This is a genomic window from Butyrivibrio proteoclasticus, from assembly GCF_900115735.1.
GTDB lineage: Bacteria > Bacillota > Clostridia > Lachnospirales > Lachnospiraceae > Butyrivibrio > Butyrivibrio proteoclasticus_B.
In genome coordinates this window covers 1-16,933 of the sequence record NZ_FOXO01000031.1, presented here as the reverse complement: position 1 = coordinate 16,933, position 16,933 = coordinate 1, and the positions used below count along the sequence as shown (strand labels likewise).

At 41.0% G+C, this 16,933-nt stretch carries 16 protein-coding genes; 14 read left to right on the top strand and 2 right to left on the bottom strand.

Annotated features, from left to right (window positions below; genetic code table 11):
- Window positions 1–25 precede the first annotated feature (25 nt).
- Window positions 26–2,257: a carbohydrate-binding domain-containing protein gene (locus tag BM146_RS15445; protein WP_074891002.1), complete on the top strand. Its 2,232-nt coding sequence runs from the start codon at window positions 26–28 to the stop codon at window positions 2,255–2,257.
- 73 nt (window positions 2,258–2,330) lie between these two features.
- On the opposite strand, the gene BM146_RS15440 is transcribed toward BM146_RS15445, so the two are convergent.
- A complete protein-coding gene (locus tag BM146_RS15440; protein WP_177201697.1) occupies window positions 2,331–2,993 on the bottom strand; it encodes an HAD-IB family phosphatase in 663 nt (220 codons plus the stop codon).
- A gap of 129 nt (window positions 2,994–3,122) precedes the next feature.
- Here BM146_RS15440 and BM146_RS15435 point away from each other — a divergent pair, with 129 nt between their 5' ends.
- The 12 genes from BM146_RS15435 (at window position 3,123) to BM146_RS15375 (ending at window position 15,640) form a co-directional block, all read left to right on the top strand.
- Window positions 3,123–4,310: a ribonuclease H-like domain-containing protein gene (locus tag BM146_RS15435; protein WP_074890998.1), complete on the top strand. Its 1,188-nt coding sequence runs from the start codon at window positions 3,123–3,125 to the stop codon at window positions 4,308–4,310.
- A gap of 309 nt (window positions 4,311–4,619) precedes the next feature.
- Window positions 4,620–5,936, top strand: a complete 1,317-nt coding sequence (rsxC, locus tag BM146_RS15430; RefSeq protein ID WP_074890996.1) for an electron transport complex subunit RsxC — start codon at window positions 4,620–4,622, stop codon at window positions 5,934–5,936.
- A 15-nt stretch (window positions 5,937–5,951) separates the two neighbouring features.
- On the top strand, window positions 5,952–6,896 hold the full coding sequence (locus tag BM146_RS15425) for an RnfABCDGE type electron transport complex subunit D (protein WP_074890994.1): 945 nt from the start codon (window positions 5,952–5,954) through the stop codon (window positions 6,894–6,896).
- 1 nt (window position 6,897) lies between these two features.
- Window positions 6,898–7,509, top strand: a complete 612-nt coding sequence (locus BM146_RS15420) for an RnfABCDGE type electron transport complex subunit G (RefSeq protein WP_074890992.1) — start codon at window positions 6,898–6,900, stop codon at window positions 7,507–7,509.
- A complete protein-coding gene (rsxE, locus tag BM146_RS15415; protein WP_074890989.1) occupies window positions 7,506–8,276 on the top strand; it encodes an electron transport complex subunit RsxE in 771 nt (256 codons plus the stop codon). The genes BM146_RS15420 and rsxE overlap by 4 nt, the downstream gene beginning before the upstream one ends.
- Window positions 8,277–8,278: 2 nt before the next feature.
- Entirely contained in the window at window positions 8,279–8,866 is a 588-nt protein-coding gene (locus BM146_RS15410) for an electron transport complex protein RnfA (RefSeq protein WP_022775988.1), read from the top strand.
- A 194-nt stretch (window positions 8,867–9,060) separates the two neighbouring features.
- A complete protein-coding gene (locus BM146_RS15405) occupies window positions 9,061–9,858 on the top strand; it encodes an RnfABCDGE type electron transport complex subunit B (RefSeq protein ID WP_074890986.1) in 798 nt (265 codons plus the stop codon).
- Between the two features lie 2,153 nt (window positions 9,859–12,011).
- Window positions 12,012–12,479 carry an Hsp20/alpha crystallin family protein gene (locus tag BM146_RS15395; protein ID WP_074890981.1) on the top strand — a complete coding sequence of 156 codons (468 nt, stop codon included), beginning with the start codon at window positions 12,012–12,014 and terminating at the stop codon, window positions 12,477–12,479.
- Between the two features lie 52 nt (window positions 12,480–12,531).
- The gene (locus tag BM146_RS15390; protein WP_074890979.1) at window positions 12,532–12,735 is read left to right on the top strand and encodes a hypothetical protein; all 204 of its coding nucleotides are present in this window, start codon (window positions 12,532–12,534) and stop codon (window positions 12,733–12,735) included.
- 208 nt (window positions 12,736–12,943) lie between these two features.
- Complete coding sequence (locus BM146_RS15385) at window positions 12,944–13,999, top strand: hypothetical protein (protein ID WP_074890977.1); 1,056 nt, start codon at window positions 12,944–12,946, stop codon at window positions 13,997–13,999.
- Between the two features lie 170 nt (window positions 14,000–14,169).
- Window positions 14,170–14,952 (top strand): mechanosensitive ion channel family protein, encoded by a 783-nt coding sequence (locus tag BM146_RS15380; protein WP_074890974.1) that lies wholly within the window; start codon window positions 14,170–14,172, stop codon window positions 14,950–14,952.
- 82 nt (window positions 14,953–15,034) lie between these two features.
- The gene (locus BM146_RS15375; protein ID WP_074890971.1) at window positions 15,035–15,640 is read left to right on the top strand and encodes a thymidine kinase; all 606 of its coding nucleotides are present in this window, start codon (window positions 15,035–15,037) and stop codon (window positions 15,638–15,640) included.
- Window positions 15,641–15,977: 337 nt separating this feature from the next.
- Here the strand turns inward: BM146_RS15375 and tnpA are convergent, their stop codons facing one another.
- Window positions 15,978–16,448, bottom strand: coding sequence for an IS200/IS605 family transposase (gene tnpA / locus BM146_RS15370; RefSeq protein WP_074890968.1), 471 nt, complete (start codon window positions 16,446–16,448; stop codon window positions 15,978–15,980).
- A 183-nt stretch (window positions 16,449–16,631) separates the two neighbouring features.
- Between tnpA and BM146_RS15365 the strand changes: the two genes are divergently transcribed.
- Window positions 16,632–16,933: transposase (locus tag BM146_RS15365; RefSeq protein ID WP_143087508.1), on the top strand; the 302-nt coding region annotated here is incomplete at its 3' end.

Here is a 16,933-nt window from a genome sequence, read left to right as displayed (position 1 = left end):
TGTGAAAAGTAGAATGGAGAATAATATGTTGAATAAAAATTTGAAATCAAAAATGGGAATTGGATTTGCTACAGTGCTTGCAGTTGCTTTGCTTGTAGCAGGATGTGGGACAACAACAGGCGGAACTGAGACAGCTACAGTAGGTACAGAAAGCGCAACAGTTGTTGCGAGTACCGATACAAGTATAGATTTAAGCGATGTTACAGCAGTGATCACACTTTCTGATAATGGATCAGTTGTGAGTGGTAACGGAGCAAGTGTAGAAGACAATGACATTGTGATCACATCCGGTGGAACTTATTCCTTCAGTGGAACTTTAACTGAAGGAAGGATCAAAGTTGAGGCTGAGGGTCAGGATGTAACGATCATTCTAAACGGAGTGACAATTACAAACAGCGAGAAGGATGCAATATATATTGAATACGCAAACAGTGCAACAATTTACGTAATGGAGGGCACTGAGAATACGCTAACAAGCGGAACAGAAGCGACTTATGAAGAGGCTAAGGCTACTATTGACGAGGCAAATGCAAGTACCGATACTAGTGTGGCAACTACTGATCCTGCCAGTACAACAGAAACAAATAATAGCAGCACAAATGATGTAAGCAGCGCTGATGACAGTGCATCAGCGGAGGAAAGCACAAGTACAACTGAAGCTTCTTCTGCAGATACTGCAAGTGCATCTGAAAGTACAGATAGTACAGAAGCAGTGGATGAAGGATTTAGCAACAGCCAGAAGGCAACAATCATGGCAAAGTGCAGCCTCACTGTAGGCGGAAGCGGTTCACTTACTGTTAATGGATATATCAACAATGGTATTCAGTCAAAAGAAATACTGACAATAAGTGACGTTAATCTCACTCTGGTTTCTGCAAATGATGGAATCAAGGCAGGAACAGAACTTAACATAACATCAGGAACATTTGATATTGATTCTTATGGTGATGCAATACAGTCAGACGGAACTCTCAATATCTCAGATGGATATTTTGATATCTTTACAGGAAATGGTTCTGCCTCAGCGGAAAAAAAATCTGAAGCTATGCCAGGCGGTGGCGGCATGGGTGGAAGAGGCGGCGCAGGTATGTTTTCAAAGAACTTTGAAAGCGGAGCAGCGCAGCCTACAGACAGTGAAGCAGCACAGCCTGCAGATAGCGAAGCAGCGCAGCCTACAGACAGCGGAGCAGCACAGATGTCCGATAGCGCAGAGACACAACCGGCAGCAGGTGAAGCACCACAGATGCCAGATGGCCAGGCACCTCAAATGGGTGGTGGCGGCTTTGGCGGCAGAATGATGGATGATACTGCAGACAGCGTAGATTCTGATTCAAACAGTGTAAGTCAGAAGGGTATCAAAGCAGAAGGCGTAATGACAATTGATGGTGGTACATTCACTATGGATACAGTGGATGATGCAATTCACGGAACATCAGACGTTGTTATAAACTCCGGAACATTTACCATTACAGCAGGTGATGATGGAGTACACTCAGATACAAACCTTACAGTAAATGGAGGAACAGTAACTGTAGAAGATTGCTATGAAGGAATTGAAGCGGGAGTCATTACTATAAATGATGGTGAAGTAAGCGTAACATCTTCAGATGATGGATTTAACGCATCTACAACTCTTACAGATCCTGATATCACAATAAATGGCGGTGTTGTTTATGTAAATGCCAGCGGTGATGGACTTGATTCAAATAAGAACCTTACTATAAATGGCGGAACAGTATATGTTGATGGTCCTTCTGATGATATGAATGCCGCAATTGACATAGGAACTGAAAATCAGGGTATCTTCGTTATAAACGGAGGAACAGTGACAGCGGTTGGATCATCAGGAATGCTTGAAAATGCAGACTCTTCATCAACTCAGCAGACTATTACTTATGTATTTAGCGAGAAACTTGAAGAAGGAACTGTTATTACAGTCAGTGACTCATCAGGAAATGAAGTTGCAAGCTTTACACTTATTAAGAGCGCAAATGCAGTTACTTATTCTTCAGCAGATCTTGTTTCAGGCGAGACCTACACATTTACAGCCGGTGACCAGTCAGGTGAGATTACAGCAGACAGCATTAATACAACTAACAGCACCGGAGGCATGGGAATGGGTGGCCACGGCGGCATGGGCGGCCGTGGTATGATGCAGGGCCAAATGCCAACAGACGGCCAGATGCCAACAGGTGGCCAGGCACCTGCAAATGACCAGACTACTACAAACGAGCAGGCTCCAGCATCAGGAAACTGAATAACATAGACTACAAAGGGCGGCACACAGATGAGTCTCATCTGCGTACCGCTCTTTGTATTTGTTATATCAATCAGCAAAGAAAAGATAGAATCTCTTTTGCTGAATCTGCAACGAATGTTGCACCTTCACGTATCATCGCTGATGTGCTGCCATAGCCGTAGGTTACGGCAATGCTGTCTATGCCTGCATCTACGGCACCTTTTATATCATAGGCGGTATCCCCAATCATTATGCAGGATTTTTTTTCCAGGTTATAGGTACTAATGGCTGTTTCAATGAGCCTCTTTTTGTCAGAACTGTGGTCAGAAAGTGTAGGGCCAACCATGTGGTCAAAGTATTTATCGAGACCTATCCGAGTAAGTATTTTTTCTGCAAAAACGAGAGGTTTACTGGTGATCAAGACAACAGTGAAGCCTTTTTCTTTCAGAGTTTCAAGGAGTTCTGGAATTCCTTCATATATATCAACGTCGTACATTCGCTCTTTTTCGTATATGTCTCTGTAAAGGGCTACTGCCTTGTTGCAGTCCTCGTCATTCATGTGATATTCCCTTGTAAATGAATCATAAAGAGATGGACCAATGAAAGTTTCCAGTTTCTGGCGCGGCTGATCAGTTATACCAAACTGTGACAGAGCATACTCAACGGAGGATGTAATTGCTCTTCCGGAGTCTGTGAGTGTTCCATCCAGATCAAACATTGCGACCTTGTAAGGTGAAAAGAACTGTTTTACCATTTGAGCCTCCATAAATAGATGAATCAGTTTGAATCATTTTACCATGGAATGACAAGCTTGCTTTATTATACCTATTTGATAAAATATTTTTCATAGGAGATTCGTATTATTACGAAAGAGGAAACGTGTATGATTAAGACTAGTGAGGGAATTGTTCTTTCTGGTAGTCATTTTGTCAGGACTTTGCCGGATCTGTTAAACTGCAAGCCGGAGGATTTTCTTTTTATTGATATAGAAACTACTGGGCTTTCTCCTAGGAGTGCTGATATATACCTTATAGGATGTGCTTACTATGACAATGGTAACTGGCATGTCTGTCAGTTTTTTGCTGAAACACCTGATCAGGAAAAAGAAATTCTTGAGGCATTTATTGAATTCTCTAAGGAGTATAAGATACTTATCCATTTTAATGGTGATAGATTTGATATTCCTTTTCTTTTATCCAAATTTGAAAAGTATGAACTTCCGAATCCGTTTGCACATATGAGCTCCCTTGATATTTATAAGGAGGTAAAGCCTTATAAAAAGCAGTTGGGGCTTCTTGACTGTAAGCAAAAGACAATTGAGCTATATTTGGGTATTCAGAGAGAAGATAAATATGATGGAGGAAAGCTTATTCCAGTTTATCAGGACTATACTGTTTCCAAAGATGCTGAGAAGTTAAAGCTCCTCATGCTTCACAATTTTGAAGATGTCAAAGGAATGTTTGATGTTCTTACAATGCTTAAGTACAAGGAGTTCTTTAATTCTTTTTCAAAGCTTCCTAAAGAAGCAATCAGAACTGACGCAGAGATTCCATCATCGGAAGAATTACTTGAGCTGTTGCCTGTCCGCGCTAAAAAAGTTCAGGCCAACTACTATAACGACATTGATGGAACACAGAAAAAGGAAGTTTACATGAAACTGGCAGTTCCGAAGCCTCTTCCTTCTTCGCTTTCAGGAAATCTTGACGGATGTTATTTCAAGATTGATGGAACTGAAGCAGTTCTCAGAGTTCCGTTATACGAAACAACACTGAAGTATTTCTATTCTAATTATAAGGACTATTACTATCTTCCACAGGAAGACACAGCTTTGCATAAATCAATTGCCAGCTTTGTGGACAAAGATTACAGAGTAAAGGCATCACCTGAGAATTGTTACACAAAAAAAGAGGGGCAGTATTTACAGGAATGGAATCTGTGTTTTGCTCCGTTTTTTAAGTCAGATTATAACGATAAGAAATTTTTCTTTGACCTTAATGAGAATATGAAAAAGAGCAGGTTTGCAATGAGCCTGTACGCTTGCCATGTGATTGCACATGTGCTTGAACTGTAGGGGATTCATAGGTGATTGAAGAAAAACAATAAGGGCCTCAAGACGAGGCTCTTTTTATATGCAGAGTTAAAGCTAACGCATATATAAAACGACTTATAGGGTAAAATGTTACATTATACAATATATAGTCAATTAAACTGATTAAATAAAGTGTATTTCAATTAAATAACACCTTAAAAATTGATAGATTATTTTGATATTAATCAAGCAATCTTGTACAAAATTTAGTATAATTGTATAAGTAGTATTAAGTGCTGGGATAGGTTCAGCACTTTTACTATAAACAAAAATATGAAAGAAGGGTAGGAGATGGCAAGAGGTACATTTACGGGCGGAATCCATCCTTACGAAGGTAAGGAATTATCCAAGGATAAGCCCATCAAATCAGTCCTCCCTAAAGGGGATTTGGTGTATCCGATATCACAGCATATAGGTGCACCGGCTAAACCAATCGTTGCTGTTGGGGATCATGTTCTTACAGGACAGAAGATTGCAGAAGCAGGTGGCTTTGTTTCTGCGCCAATCTATGCAACTGTTTCAGGAACAGTCAAGGCAATTGAGCCAAGGCGTCTTGCAACAGGAGCTATGTGTGACAGCATCATAGTTGAAAACGATGGTAAGTATGACGAAGTGGAATTTAAGCCATTAAAACCGTACGAAGAAATGACCGCCGAGGACAAGATTGCAGCTGTTCGCGAGGCTGGTGTCGTTGGTATGGGAGGTGCAGGATTCCCAACTGCTGTTAAATTTTCACCAAAAGAGCCGGATAAGATCGACTATGTTATCGCGAACTGCTCTGAGTGTGAGCCATATCTGACTTCCGACTACAGGCGTATGATCGAAGAGCCTGAGCTTTTGTTGGAAGGTCTTAAGATTGCGGTTAGTATTTTCCCTAATGCGAGAGGAATTCTTGCAATTGAGGATAATAAGCCTGATGCAATCGCAAAATTCAAAGAATTAACAAAAGATGAGGAAAAGATAAGCGTTAAGCCCGTCAAGACAAAGTATCCTGAGGGTGCTGAGCGTATGCTTATCTATGCAGTTACAGGTAGAGAGATCAACTCTTCAATGCTTCCGGCAGATGCTGGATGTATCGTTGATAATGTTGATACTCTTTGTGCTGTGTGCAGAGCGGTAAAAGAGGGACGTCCTCTCATGGAGAGAATTGTTACCATTACCGGTGACGCTGTCACAGATCCAAGAAACTATAAGGTAAGAATCGGAACCAATTATAAAGAGCTATTAGAGGATGCAGGAGGATTTAAGACAGAACCAGCCAAGATCATTTCAGGCGGTCCTATGATGGGATTTGCAATCTTTGATCTCGACATTCCTACAACAAAGACAGCTTCAGCACTTACCTGTCTTACTAAGGACGAAGTGGCAGAGTTTGAGCCAAGTGCATGTATTAATTGTGCGCGTTGTGTTGAGGCATGTCCTGAAAGACTTATTCCAAAGAATCTGGCAGATGCTGTAGAACATGGTGATGAGAAGGCATTCCTTGATATGTATGGAATGGAATGCTGCGAATGTGGATGCTGTAGTTATATTTGTCCGGCAAGACGCCAGCTTACTCAGCTCATTAAGGGCATGAGAAAAATACAGCTCGGAAAAAGAAAAAAGTAAGGGGGACGAGATAAGATGAGTGATTTAAGAAGCGTATCATCCAATCCCCATGTGAGATCCAAAACCACTACTTCAAATATTATGATGTGGGTTGTGATAGCTCTTTTGCCTGCAACAGGTTTTGGTATCTATAACTTTGGCTTGGATGCACTAATTATTATTTTGTTATCGGTTGCTTCCTGTGTGCTTTCAGAGTTCATTTATGAAAAAGCAATGCACAAGCCGATAACTATTGGAGATTTCTCCGCGGTAGTAACAGGACTTTTGCTGGGGCTTAACCTTCCATCAACAGTTCCGTTCTGGATCCCAATCATTGGAGGCATCTTTGCAATTATCCTTGTTAAGCAGCTCTTTGGCGGACTTGGTCAGAACTTTATGAACCCGGCACTTGGTGGAAGATGCTTTTTGGTTATTTCTTTCCCGGCTATCATGACCAACTTCGTTACAGATACTTACACAGGAGCTACACCACTTGCCAATTTGAAGAATGGTGTAGAGGTTAACGTAATGGATATGCTCATTGGTAGAACAGCAGGTACTATCGGTGAGACATCAATGCTCTGCATTGCAATCGGTGCGATGATCCTTTTTGCAATAGACATTATCGATTACGTAATTCCATTTACTTACATAATCACCTTCATTATTTTCGTAGGTCTTTTTGGAGGATATGGATTTAACTGGTCCTATATTTCAGCACACCTTGCAGGTGGCGGACTTATGCTTGGTGCCTTCTTTATGGCAACTGATTATGTAACATGTCCTATCACTACCAAGGGAAGATATATCTATGGCTTTATATTAGGTCTTTTGACCGGAATATTCCGTATATTCGGAGCAAATGCAGAAGGCGTTTCATATGCAATCATCATTTCAAACCTTCTTGTTCCACTTATCGAGAAGTTCACTATTCCAAGAGCCTTTGGTATAAAGAGAGTTGCAAAAAAGGAGGCGAAATAACATGAACGATACAAAGAGCATGATTAAAAACGCCCTGATTCTTTTTGCAATTACTTTAGTTGCAGGTGTACTTCTTGGAGTTGTATACCAGGTGACAAAAGCGCCTATAGCTTATCAGGAAAAGCTTGCGCAGGATAAAGCAAACCAGTCAGTATTCGCAGCAGCGGCAACATTCAATGATACAGAGATTGATGAAGCCGGCGCACAGCAGGCTGGTGCAGCATTCCCGGGAGTTACTATTGAGAGCGTAAAAGAGGCAGTGGATGCTTCAGGTGCAGCTCTTGGATATGTCATTCAGGTAAGCTCAAAAGGATATGGCGATTTCATTACTTACACAGTTGGTATTACAAATGATGGAAATGTAAATGGTATTTCAATCATTTCAATTGCTGAAACTCCCGGACTTGGAATGAATGCAGAAAAGGTGCTTGTTCCACAGTTCGTTGACAAAAATGCTCAGCAGTTCTCAGTTGTTAAGAATGGTCAGATGACAGATTCAGCCACACAGATCGAGGCTATTTCAGGTGCAACGATCACCTCAAGAGCCGTAACTAATGGTGTGAATGCAGCTGTGAACTATTTTGAGAATGTTTTGAAAGGAGGTCAGTCATGAGTGCAGATGTAAAAACGGGCGCTTTAGGATTTAAGAAAGATACTCCTTTAGAGAGATTTTTTAACGGCCTTGTAGCTGAAAACCCTACTCTTGTGTTGATGATCGGTATGTGCCCTACCCTGGCAGTAACATCATCAGCAATAAATGGTCTCGGAATGGGACTTGCAACAACTTTTGTATTGGCGCTTAGTAATGCGGTTATTTCCGCTCTTCGTAAGGTAATTCCGGGAACTGTAAGAATTCCTTCATTTATCGTAGTTATTGCTTCATTCGTTACATTGGTTCAGCTTCTTATGCAGGCCTATGTACCGGCACTTAACAGCGCACTTGGTGTATATATTCCACTTATCGTTGTTAACTGTATCATTTTTGGCAGAGCAGAAGCATACGCAAGTAAGCACGGCGTCGTTCCGGCTTTCTTTGATGGAATAGGAATGGGAATCGGATTTACCTGTGCTATCACTGTTATTGGCCTTATTCGTGAATTTGTCGGAGCAGGCACAGCTTTTGATGTTCAGATCCTTGGAGCAGGTACAGTTGTTCCCGGACCAGTTGGTGCATTCCTTTCCGGATATCAGCCAATCAGCATCTTTGTACAGCAGGCCGGAGCCTTCTTTGTTCTTGCATTCCTGATTGCTATCATGAACAAGATCAAATCAAACATGGCCAAGAAAGGCAAGGATACTTCAAAATTTGGCGAGGGTTGCTGCGGCTCAGCTGAAGAAAAAGCGGCTGATAAGATTGCAGCAGAAAAGGAGGCTAAGTAATCATGGGAGAGACAATACTTAGTTTAATTGGGCTGATGATCTCAGCTTCACTTATTAATAACGTAGTACTTAGCCAGTTCCTTGGACTTTGTCCGTTCCTTGGTGTTTCAAAGAAAACAGATACAGCTCTTGGAATGGGTGGCGCATGTATCTTCGTTATCACACTTGCTTCACTGGTGTGCAGTATAATTTATAAGTTTATTTTAAATCCACTGGATCTTTCATATCTTCAGACTATTGTGTTCATCCTGGTAATTGCCATGCTGGTTCAGTTCGTAGAGATGATTCTGAAGAAATACATCGTTTCCTTATATCAGGCGCTTGGTGTATATCTTCCTCTTATTACAACAAACTGTGCAGTTCTCGGTGTTGCACTCAATAACGTAACTGATGGATACACAATTCTTGAGAGTACAATTTGCGGTTTCGCCACAGCTATTGGTTTTACAATTTCTATTGTAATTCTGGCAGGTCTTCGTGAAAAAATGGAATACAATGACATCCCTGCACCATTTAAGGGAATGCCAATGGTTCTTTTGACATCAGGACTTATGGCTATCGCATTTACCGGATTCTCAGCTTTGAAGTGAGTGATAAGGGATGAGAAGTTACAAGTATGCATGCTTGCATGCATATACTTGTAACCTCGAAGACCGAACATACATGAGGAATAAAGATATGCGAATTTAATGAGCATATCGTGTTCCGAATGTATGTAGGATTGCGAAAACGAAGTGGAGCAATCCGTATATCACTCTATAATAATAATAGGAGATAAAAGACTATGACCTATGGAATTATCATTGCAACAGCAGTTGTAGCCGGTGTAGGAATTGTGATTGGTCTTATCCTTGGACTGGCAGACATGAAACTGCATGTTGATGTGGATGAAAAAGAAGCTGCTATTTTAGAGGCACTTCCTGGTAATAACTGCGGTGGATGCGGCTTCCCCGGATGTTCAGGTTGTGCGGCCGCCATAGCTAAAGGCGAGGCAGCAGTTAATCAGTGCCCTGTTGGTGGTGCTCCTGTTGCGGCAGCAATCTCAGAGATAATGGGAGTTGAAGCTGTTGAGACAGAGAGGCAGGTTGCATTTGTTCATTGTAATGGTGATTGTGAAAATGCAGCTCAGAAATATGAGTACAAAGGCGTTTCAGACTGTAGACTTCAGTCGCAGGCTCCGGGCGGCGGTTCAAAGACCTGTTCTTATGGATGCCTTGGCGGCGGGAGCTGCGTACAGGTTTGCCAGTTTGATGCGATACATGTGGTTAATGGCGTAGCGGTTGTGGATAAAGAGAATTGTAAGGCTTGCGGAAAGTGTATAGACATCTGCCCAAGACACCTCATTGATCTTATTCCATATTCAGCACAGGAATCAGTTGCCTGCAAATCACAGGATATGGGTAAGCTTGTTAACGGATATTGCAAGGTTGGATGTATTGCCTGCCATATTTGTGAAAAGAACTGTCCTGCCGGCGCAATCACTGTGGAAAACAATGTGGCAACCATCGATCAGGAGAAGTGCACACATTGCGGTACATGTGTAGAGAAGTGTCCTAAGAAAGCTATTCATAAGATATCTTAAAAGAATAAGAGATTAATCATGTAGACTAGTGTAGCTGTTTTATATTAACTCGACTATATGCTTGCTATAATTTGAATCTACTGCGTTGTCATCAGTCGTCGATGGACGCCCATCGACTCCATCTTCCGCCTTGTAGATTGCAAATTATATCTAAGCAATATAGTCGAGAAATATAAAAACAGCCACACTAGAGAGAGTATTTTTGCGTAAGTGTTTTGCTTTCGCATAAATACTCTCTTTTTGTATATGCGTAAGAAATTCTCTGAATAACTTTAAGAAATTGGTAGGTAATTGGCTCCGGACACCACCATTGACTGAGCCTGAGGAAAACGCCTTGGTCTGCGAGCCGACGGTGAGGATGATGGGAACAGTAGCTTCATTCATGCACCGTCGGGACAAGCATTGTAGCGTTTTCCTCAGAACCCGTCAATGGCAAGCACCTTACGGTGTGGCTGGGTTTAAGGTGCCTCTGGATCCGAATCCAGGAACAGTAGGGGTGCTACTTCAAGGTGCTTCAGGTTCCACATTTAGGAACAGCAGGAGAAGCTAGTTTCATGGAAACATAAGCGCGGAGTTTTTTTAGGCTGCATGCTGGAAGTGGGGCTAAAGGTAGTTTGTATGTTTCCACTCTATGGTTAGTAGTTTAAAGAACGCTAAGGCGTTGCTTTGGGCATATAGCTCATTTTCAATAGCTCAGCCGTAATAAAACCGGGTTTGGGCATAAAGCCGGATATCAGGCTTTATGCCACCCCTCGTCATAGTTTTTATAGAAGACAAATGGGCATATACAGCATTTATCTGTCCACAGCCAGGTAAATATGGGATTATCGCGGGATTAACTGAGAAGTAGAATAAGAGCGAAAAATCTGTAATATTTATCCCAATCTCTGGGGAATAGGGATCATGCTCCGATGTAGGATAAAAAAGATAGATTTGTAAAACTTATCCCATTCTATCACAGTCGATTTTCAGAGATGTGGGATAAAACATGAAATTCTATCGAAGTTATCCTACATTTTCAGCCTTCTGAATACTGCGCTTGAATGAAAAGTAGGATAAACGCGATAAAAAAACATAGATTTATCCCACAAATAAGCGGAATTGTTAACAAAAATGATAAGAATAGTGGGATAAAAAGAGCAAAATGCAAACACTTATCCTACGCATGAGCAAAATCCACTATCAGGATGGTTAAATCCGTAGGATAAAAAGCGCTAAAATCAAGCATTTATCCTACTCATGAGAAAACACACTATGCGGATTGTTAAGTTCATAGGATAAGATGAACAATATTTAAGCACTTATCCCACATCCTCTCATACATCACTCAAAAATCTTCTCCTAACTCTGGATTGTCACAGTGAAATGGGTATATAGCTATACTTTTTAAGTTACGACACCCATCAGCAGAATTTTCGGGAAGGAAAAATGGGTATATACGAGAAAAATAGAACTACACATCCATTGAATGAGTGATATGAGACGATCAACCACCTATAAAAGGGTGTGTGAACTTCAAAAAGTCCGTATATACCCAAAATCACAAGTCAGAAATCTTGGTGGGTGGTGCTGTAATCTCAAAATCAAGCTATATACCCAAAACAGCATTTCCGCTCTCATTACATTGGGAGCCGCGAGCATATAGCCATACACATTCTTGAATGTGGCAACTTCTGATGTTCCTGGATTCAGAGCCCGAGGCACCTTAAAGTAGCCGCCCCTACTGTTCCTGGATTCAGAGCCTGAGGCAAATAAAACCAGCCACACCGTTAGGTGCTCGCCATTGACGGGTTCTGAGGAAAACGCCACAATGCTGGATCCGACGGTGAGAGATAACTACTGTTCCCATCATCATCACCGTCGGCTCGCAGACCAAAGCGTTTCCCTCAGGTACAGTCAATTGTGGCGGATGGTTCCAATTTCTTGCTATAAGTTATGCTTGAAGTTGAGTTTTTACGCTGTATTTGAGAGTTTATATTTTTTTTAGAAATTAATGTGTTGACATTATGTGCTACATGTTCTATAACATACTTGTAACAAGAAATTAGCAGCCAACACATAAGAGTGCTAATTAAATTTTAAGCAATCTTAAGTGGCGGCACAAAACTACTACAACCTAAATAAAAATATAAATAGAAAAGGAGTGATGTTTTATGTTAATGCCTATGCTTTGGAGTAATAATGATATTTTTGATGAGATGGACAACTTATTTAATGACAGATTTTTTGGCGAGCTTTGCGATTACAACAAAGGCGCAGGCAAAAAGTTTGATAACATGTCAGGCCTCATGAGAACCGATGTGATCGAAAAAGATAATTGCTATCAGCTTGAAGCTGAGCTCCCTGGATTTAATAAAGAGGATATCAATATCGACCTTAAGAATGATGTCTTGACAATTAGTGCTTCTCACAGCGAAAATAAGGATGAAAAGAATAATGATGGTAAGTACATCCGTCGTGAGAGAAGAAGTTCATCTTATCAGAGGTCCTTTAGTGTAGAAGGTCTTAAGCCTGAAGATATAATTGCCCAGTACAGAAATGGTGTATTGACAGTTACACTTCCTAAAAAGGAAGTAATTCCTGAGAAGGAAGAGGCAGCAAGGATCGAAGTTAAAGACTGAGATTTATCAGTTTATAAAGTCTCCCGCGGCGAATGGCCGAGGGAGATTTTTTATGTCACAAAATGAACTTGAATACGAGGGATATAAGGGAACTGTCGAGTACGACGAGAAGTGTGATTTTTATACAGGCGAAGTTGAGATAGACGGTAAGATATACACTTATGAAGGTGACACTTTAGAGGAACTTCAGGAGGACTTTGAGGATATCATCGATTCTATCATTGCCTTTGAAGAAATGGATGATGAAGAAGTCTGAATATTTAGTCTTCTTTCTACTGTCTAATGTTTAACTGTTTTTTTCCGATACTATAAGTAGCTCAGATGCTGCATCAAAAGTAAGCATAGCCAGCAGCTTACAACTAAAGCTAGGGAGGGTATGAATCTTCATGGAGGAGTAATTTCTTCATTTGAAGGTTCATTTTTTATGCCAAAAAATGAACCATTGCAACACCAAAGGAGGTACCATGAAAATTGCACAGGCACAGGTAAATATGGGCTCAACCCATAAGTATTATGAGGAAAACACAGTAACCGTACAAAGTGGTATCGTAACCAGGAATTCTTTCCTAAAAAGCCTAAATGAGCAGGAAAAGAAGATGGATACACTTGAGATCAGTATAGGTGATGCTACAGAAAACAAGGCTATGGGCAGTGAATCCTATAATTCACTAAAACCGTCAAAAACTGAATATCTGGGAAATACTGAATCATCTATGGAACAGCAACTGGCTGATATCAGAAATTCTATTCTTCAAAGAATATTGAGTCTGTTACAAATGCTTGGAGGTGAGGATAAGAGCAGCTACTTCAGAGAGACAGTTTCTAATACAGCGAACATGCTGACAAGCAATTCTTTTCTCAAAGTAACTACGGTAGAAATGAAGCATTTGGAGGAAGAGACCACTACTTTTTCCGGATCAGGAGCTGCTGTTACCGAAGACGGAAGAAGAATCGATTTTAATGTTGATTTTTCTATGTCCAGAAAGCTCTGTCAATATGCAGGAATAACAAGGGCAAGTTCAGCCAGACTTGTAGATCCGCTTGTTATAAATGTGGGAAATGAAGTTACTACTATATCCGATCAGCATTTTTATTTTGATCTTGATAGCGATGGTAAAGAGGAGAAGATATCAGCGCTGAATCCGGGCAGCGGGTTCCTGGCTCTTGATAAAAATGAAGATGGGAAGATCAATGACGGGTCAGAACTTTTTGGAACAAAAAGCGGGGATGGCTTCAAAGATTTGGGAGTATATGACAAAGATCATAACGGGTGGATTGATGAAAATGACGAGATTTATGAAGCTCTTAGGATATGGATCCGTGATGAAGAAGGAGTTGATCACCTTATGTCTCTTAAGGCTGCAGATGTGGGTGCCATATATCTTGGAAATGTGGCAACAGAGTATACACATCAGAATAGTGATCTTATGGTCTCCGGTATGATGAAAGCTTCCGGATTGTTCCTTAAAGAAAGCGGCGGCGTAGGTACAGTACATCAGATTGATATGGCAGCATTATAAAATGTTGAATAAAAAGCTCATCTGCTTCTGGCAGATGGGCTTTTTCCATGGGGCGCCAGGCGGAGCATGTTTCTGATTGGAAATCGCTCTGATGGCGCATTCTTTCTTTAGACCATATATGGTATACTTTAGAGGTTAAAAAACTAAAAATATACTATATGGAGCGGATTATGACTGAAGTACTTAATTTTTTTCTAAAGTATTGTTTGCCATTTATAGTGGCATATCTTCTTAATTTTTTAATGAATAAATTCTTAAGTAAGGAAATGCTTAGGGGGAAAATTCATCTTATTTTTCTTAAAGGTATAATTATTGCGGTTATCTGGGCCGCTGCGGCATTGACTGCATTAAGCGGCATTCCGGCATTCTCTAAAACATGGGAGACAGCCGTTGCTTCTTCAGGAATAGCAGCTGTGGTTCTTGGTCTTGCAGCCCAGTCAACTCTTGCAAATGTTTTTGCAGGAATAGCTCTTTCTGCATCTCATTCAAGGCCATTTGATATCGGCGACAGGATAATGATCAATTCTTATGACCCAGGATTTGTTGAGAATATTACTTTAAGACATACAGTAATAAAGACTTATCAGAATGAGATCATTTATATTCCTAACTCAATAGTTGGTGCAGCAACAATAGTTAACTATACACAGGAAAAGTCTTTCTCTTATCCGATAGATATTTCGGTTGCATACGGCACGGACATGGAAAGGGCAAAAGAAATCATGGCAGACGTGATAACAGCTCATCCAAAGCATTGTGGCAGCAGGCCCAGTGTTTTGTGCAGGAGCTGTGATGATAGTGGTGTTACGCTTAGAGCACTTATGGAGACAGCTGATTTCAAGGATAATCCTATAGCATGTTCCGATGTCCGCATTGAGCTTATGAAGAGATTTAGTGAAGAAGGCATCGAGATACCGTATAACAAGCTGGTATTGATTAATGGTAAAGAATAAAAACATGGGTGCATGATGGTATAAGATAATTCAGATATAAAAATTTATAAATCAAAAAATATGTGAAGCAAGGGGAAAAATGATGGGAAAACTGTATTTCAGATATGGAGCTATGGGGAGTTCTAAAACAGCCAACGCACTGATGGTGCGCTATAACTATCTTGAGAAGGGGCAGACGGCGATTCTATTAAAACCTAAAGCCGAGGACAGAGATGGTGAAAAGACGGTAAAATCCAGGATTGGGTTGAGTGCTGAGTGCACCTTTGTTGAAGATTTTCTTGAAGAGGTAAAAAACGAATGGTTCACAGGAAAAAGTGACGGCTGGAAAAAACTTGATTGCGTCATAGTAGATGAAGCTCAGTTTTTGTCAGAGGAACAGGTGGATATGCTGGCGGAGGTTGTGGATAAATATGACCTTCCGGTAATCTGCTATGGACTTAGGACAGATTTTACGAGCCATTTATTCAGTGGATCAAAAAGGCTTATGGAAATTGCCAACTATATAGAGGAAGTTCCTACAGTATGCTGGTGCGGAAGAAGGGCACATTTTAATGCCAGAGTAAGTGATGGCAAGATTGTAAGAAGCGGTGAGCAGATCATGATGGGCGGTAATGAGTCATATGTGTCTCTTTGTCGTAGACATTTCCTTAGTGGAGAGGTAGACGGAGCCAGAGAAAGAGATCTGTAAAAAAGAATGTCGCTTGCGACATTCTCGCGCCGAGCGCGGTTGCATTTATGCAACATCTTCCAATCGCGCGATGTGCAGATCACTTGGCGAGGTTTTTTCGAGCCTAGTGAAATGTCATACACAGTAGTGCGCTTCCTTAGCGGAGCGTTTTTTTATGGGGCTGTCGCACTAAGTAATTAGTGCTCAGCTCCCTTTTTATGCCCAAATCAGAACCACCGGCTTAGCCGGTGGTTTGTTCTGGCCCTATAAGGGCCTGTTGCCGGCACTGAGTCTAAAGACTCGCGAATGGTTCGCCAGCCGCAACATCATTTTCCTACAGAGCCCCCTGGGCTCATTTTTATTTGTTTTGCTTTACCGGCTCACCCGTGAACGGGTCAATATACTCTTTTAATGTCATTTGGTCGTACTCTAAATCCTCTTTTAACTGATTCTTTATGTACTCCTCAATTTTCTTTGCATTCTTACCTACAGTATCTACGTAATAGCCTCTGCACCAGAAATGTCTATTGCCGTACTTATACTTGAGATTTGCATGCCTCTCAAATATCATAAGTGTACTTTTTCCTTTCAAGTAGCCTACGAAGCTTGATACACTCATACTCGGTGGGATCCTTACCAACATATGTATGTGATCTTGGCATACTTCTGCCTCTATAATTTCTACACCTTTCCTCTTGCATAATGTACTGAGAATATTTGCTATATCCTGCTTGATCTGACCGTATGCAACTTTTCTCCTGAACTTAAGTGCAAATACTATGTGGTACTTACACTCCCATTTTGTGTGTGATAAACTATTCATGTCCATTTTGGACTACCTCCTGTGATTTTACTTTGGTTGGCGAACCGTAAGTAATTCTATCACGGGAGGTTTTTTACTGTAAGCTGAAGCAGCTGTTGTCCCCCTGCAGAGCAGGGGTTTATTAAAAGATGCTACACAAACACAAAAACCAGGCTTCGAAAAGCCTGGTTTTTGCTGTAAAATATATTTATGCTACTAAATAAAATCTTACAAGGAAATTATAGCCTTTCTTCCTTAAATCATCAAATAAAACTTCCGCTCGACATAGACCTATCAGTAGCAGATGACGATCCGGTACGCCTGGTAAGCGCATTCGTGGAGGAGATGGACCTTTCTGATCTTTATGCAACATATGAAAGAATCAGAAAAGGCCAGGCAACGCCCCGTCATATGATGAAGATAGCAGTCTATGCGGCAATGAACAGAATCTTCTCATCTCGAGACATAGAAACCTCATGCAAGCGTGATATCAATTTCATGTACCTTCTTGA

What these genes read in the sequence shown, in the direction of transcription:
- BM146_RS15445 (WP_074891002.1), top strand. Translation starts at nt 26, where the DNA reads ATGTTGAATAAAAATTTGAAATCAAAAATGGGAATTGGATTTGCTACA.
- BM146_RS15440 (WP_177201697.1), bottom strand. Translation starts at nt 2,993, where the DNA reads ATGGTAAAACAGTTCTTTTCACCTTACAAGGTCGCAATGTTTGATCTG.
- BM146_RS15435 (WP_074890998.1), top strand. Translation starts at nt 3,123, where the DNA reads ATGATTAAGACTAGTGAGGGAATTGTTCTTTCTGGTAGTCATTTTGTC.
- rsxC (WP_074890996.1), top strand. Translation starts at nt 4,620, where the DNA reads ATGGCAAGAGGTACATTTACGGGCGGAATCCATCCTTACGAAGGTAAG.
- BM146_RS15425 (WP_074890994.1), top strand. Translation starts at nt 5,952, where the DNA reads ATGAGTGATTTAAGAAGCGTATCATCCAATCCCCATGTGAGATCCAAA.
- BM146_RS15420 (WP_074890992.1), top strand. Translation starts at nt 6,898, where the DNA reads ATGAACGATACAAAGAGCATGATTAAAAACGCCCTGATTCTTTTTGCA.
- rsxE (WP_074890989.1), top strand. Translation starts at nt 7,506, where the DNA reads ATGAGTGCAGATGTAAAAACGGGCGCTTTAGGATTTAAGAAAGATACT.
- BM146_RS15410 (WP_022775988.1), top strand. Translation starts at nt 8,279, where the DNA reads ATGGGAGAGACAATACTTAGTTTAATTGGGCTGATGATCTCAGCTTCA.
- BM146_RS15405 (WP_074890986.1), top strand. Translation starts at nt 9,061, where the DNA reads ATGACCTATGGAATTATCATTGCAACAGCAGTTGTAGCCGGTGTAGGA.
- BM146_RS15395 (WP_074890981.1), top strand. Translation starts at nt 12,012, where the DNA reads ATGTTAATGCCTATGCTTTGGAGTAATAATGATATTTTTGATGAGATG.
- BM146_RS15390 (WP_074890979.1), top strand. Translation starts at nt 12,532, where the DNA reads ATGTCACAAAATGAACTTGAATACGAGGGATATAAGGGAACTGTCGAG.
- BM146_RS15385 (WP_074890977.1), top strand. Translation starts at nt 12,944, where the DNA reads ATGAAAATTGCACAGGCACAGGTAAATATGGGCTCAACCCATAAGTAT.
- BM146_RS15380 (WP_074890974.1), top strand. Translation starts at nt 14,170, where the DNA reads ATGACTGAAGTACTTAATTTTTTTCTAAAGTATTGTTTGCCATTTATA.
- BM146_RS15375 (WP_074890971.1), top strand. Translation starts at nt 15,035, where the DNA reads ATGGGAAAACTGTATTTCAGATATGGAGCTATGGGGAGTTCTAAAACA.
- tnpA (WP_074890968.1), bottom strand. Translation starts at nt 16,448, where the DNA reads ATGGACATGAATAGTTTATCACACACAAAATGGGAGTGTAAGTACCAC.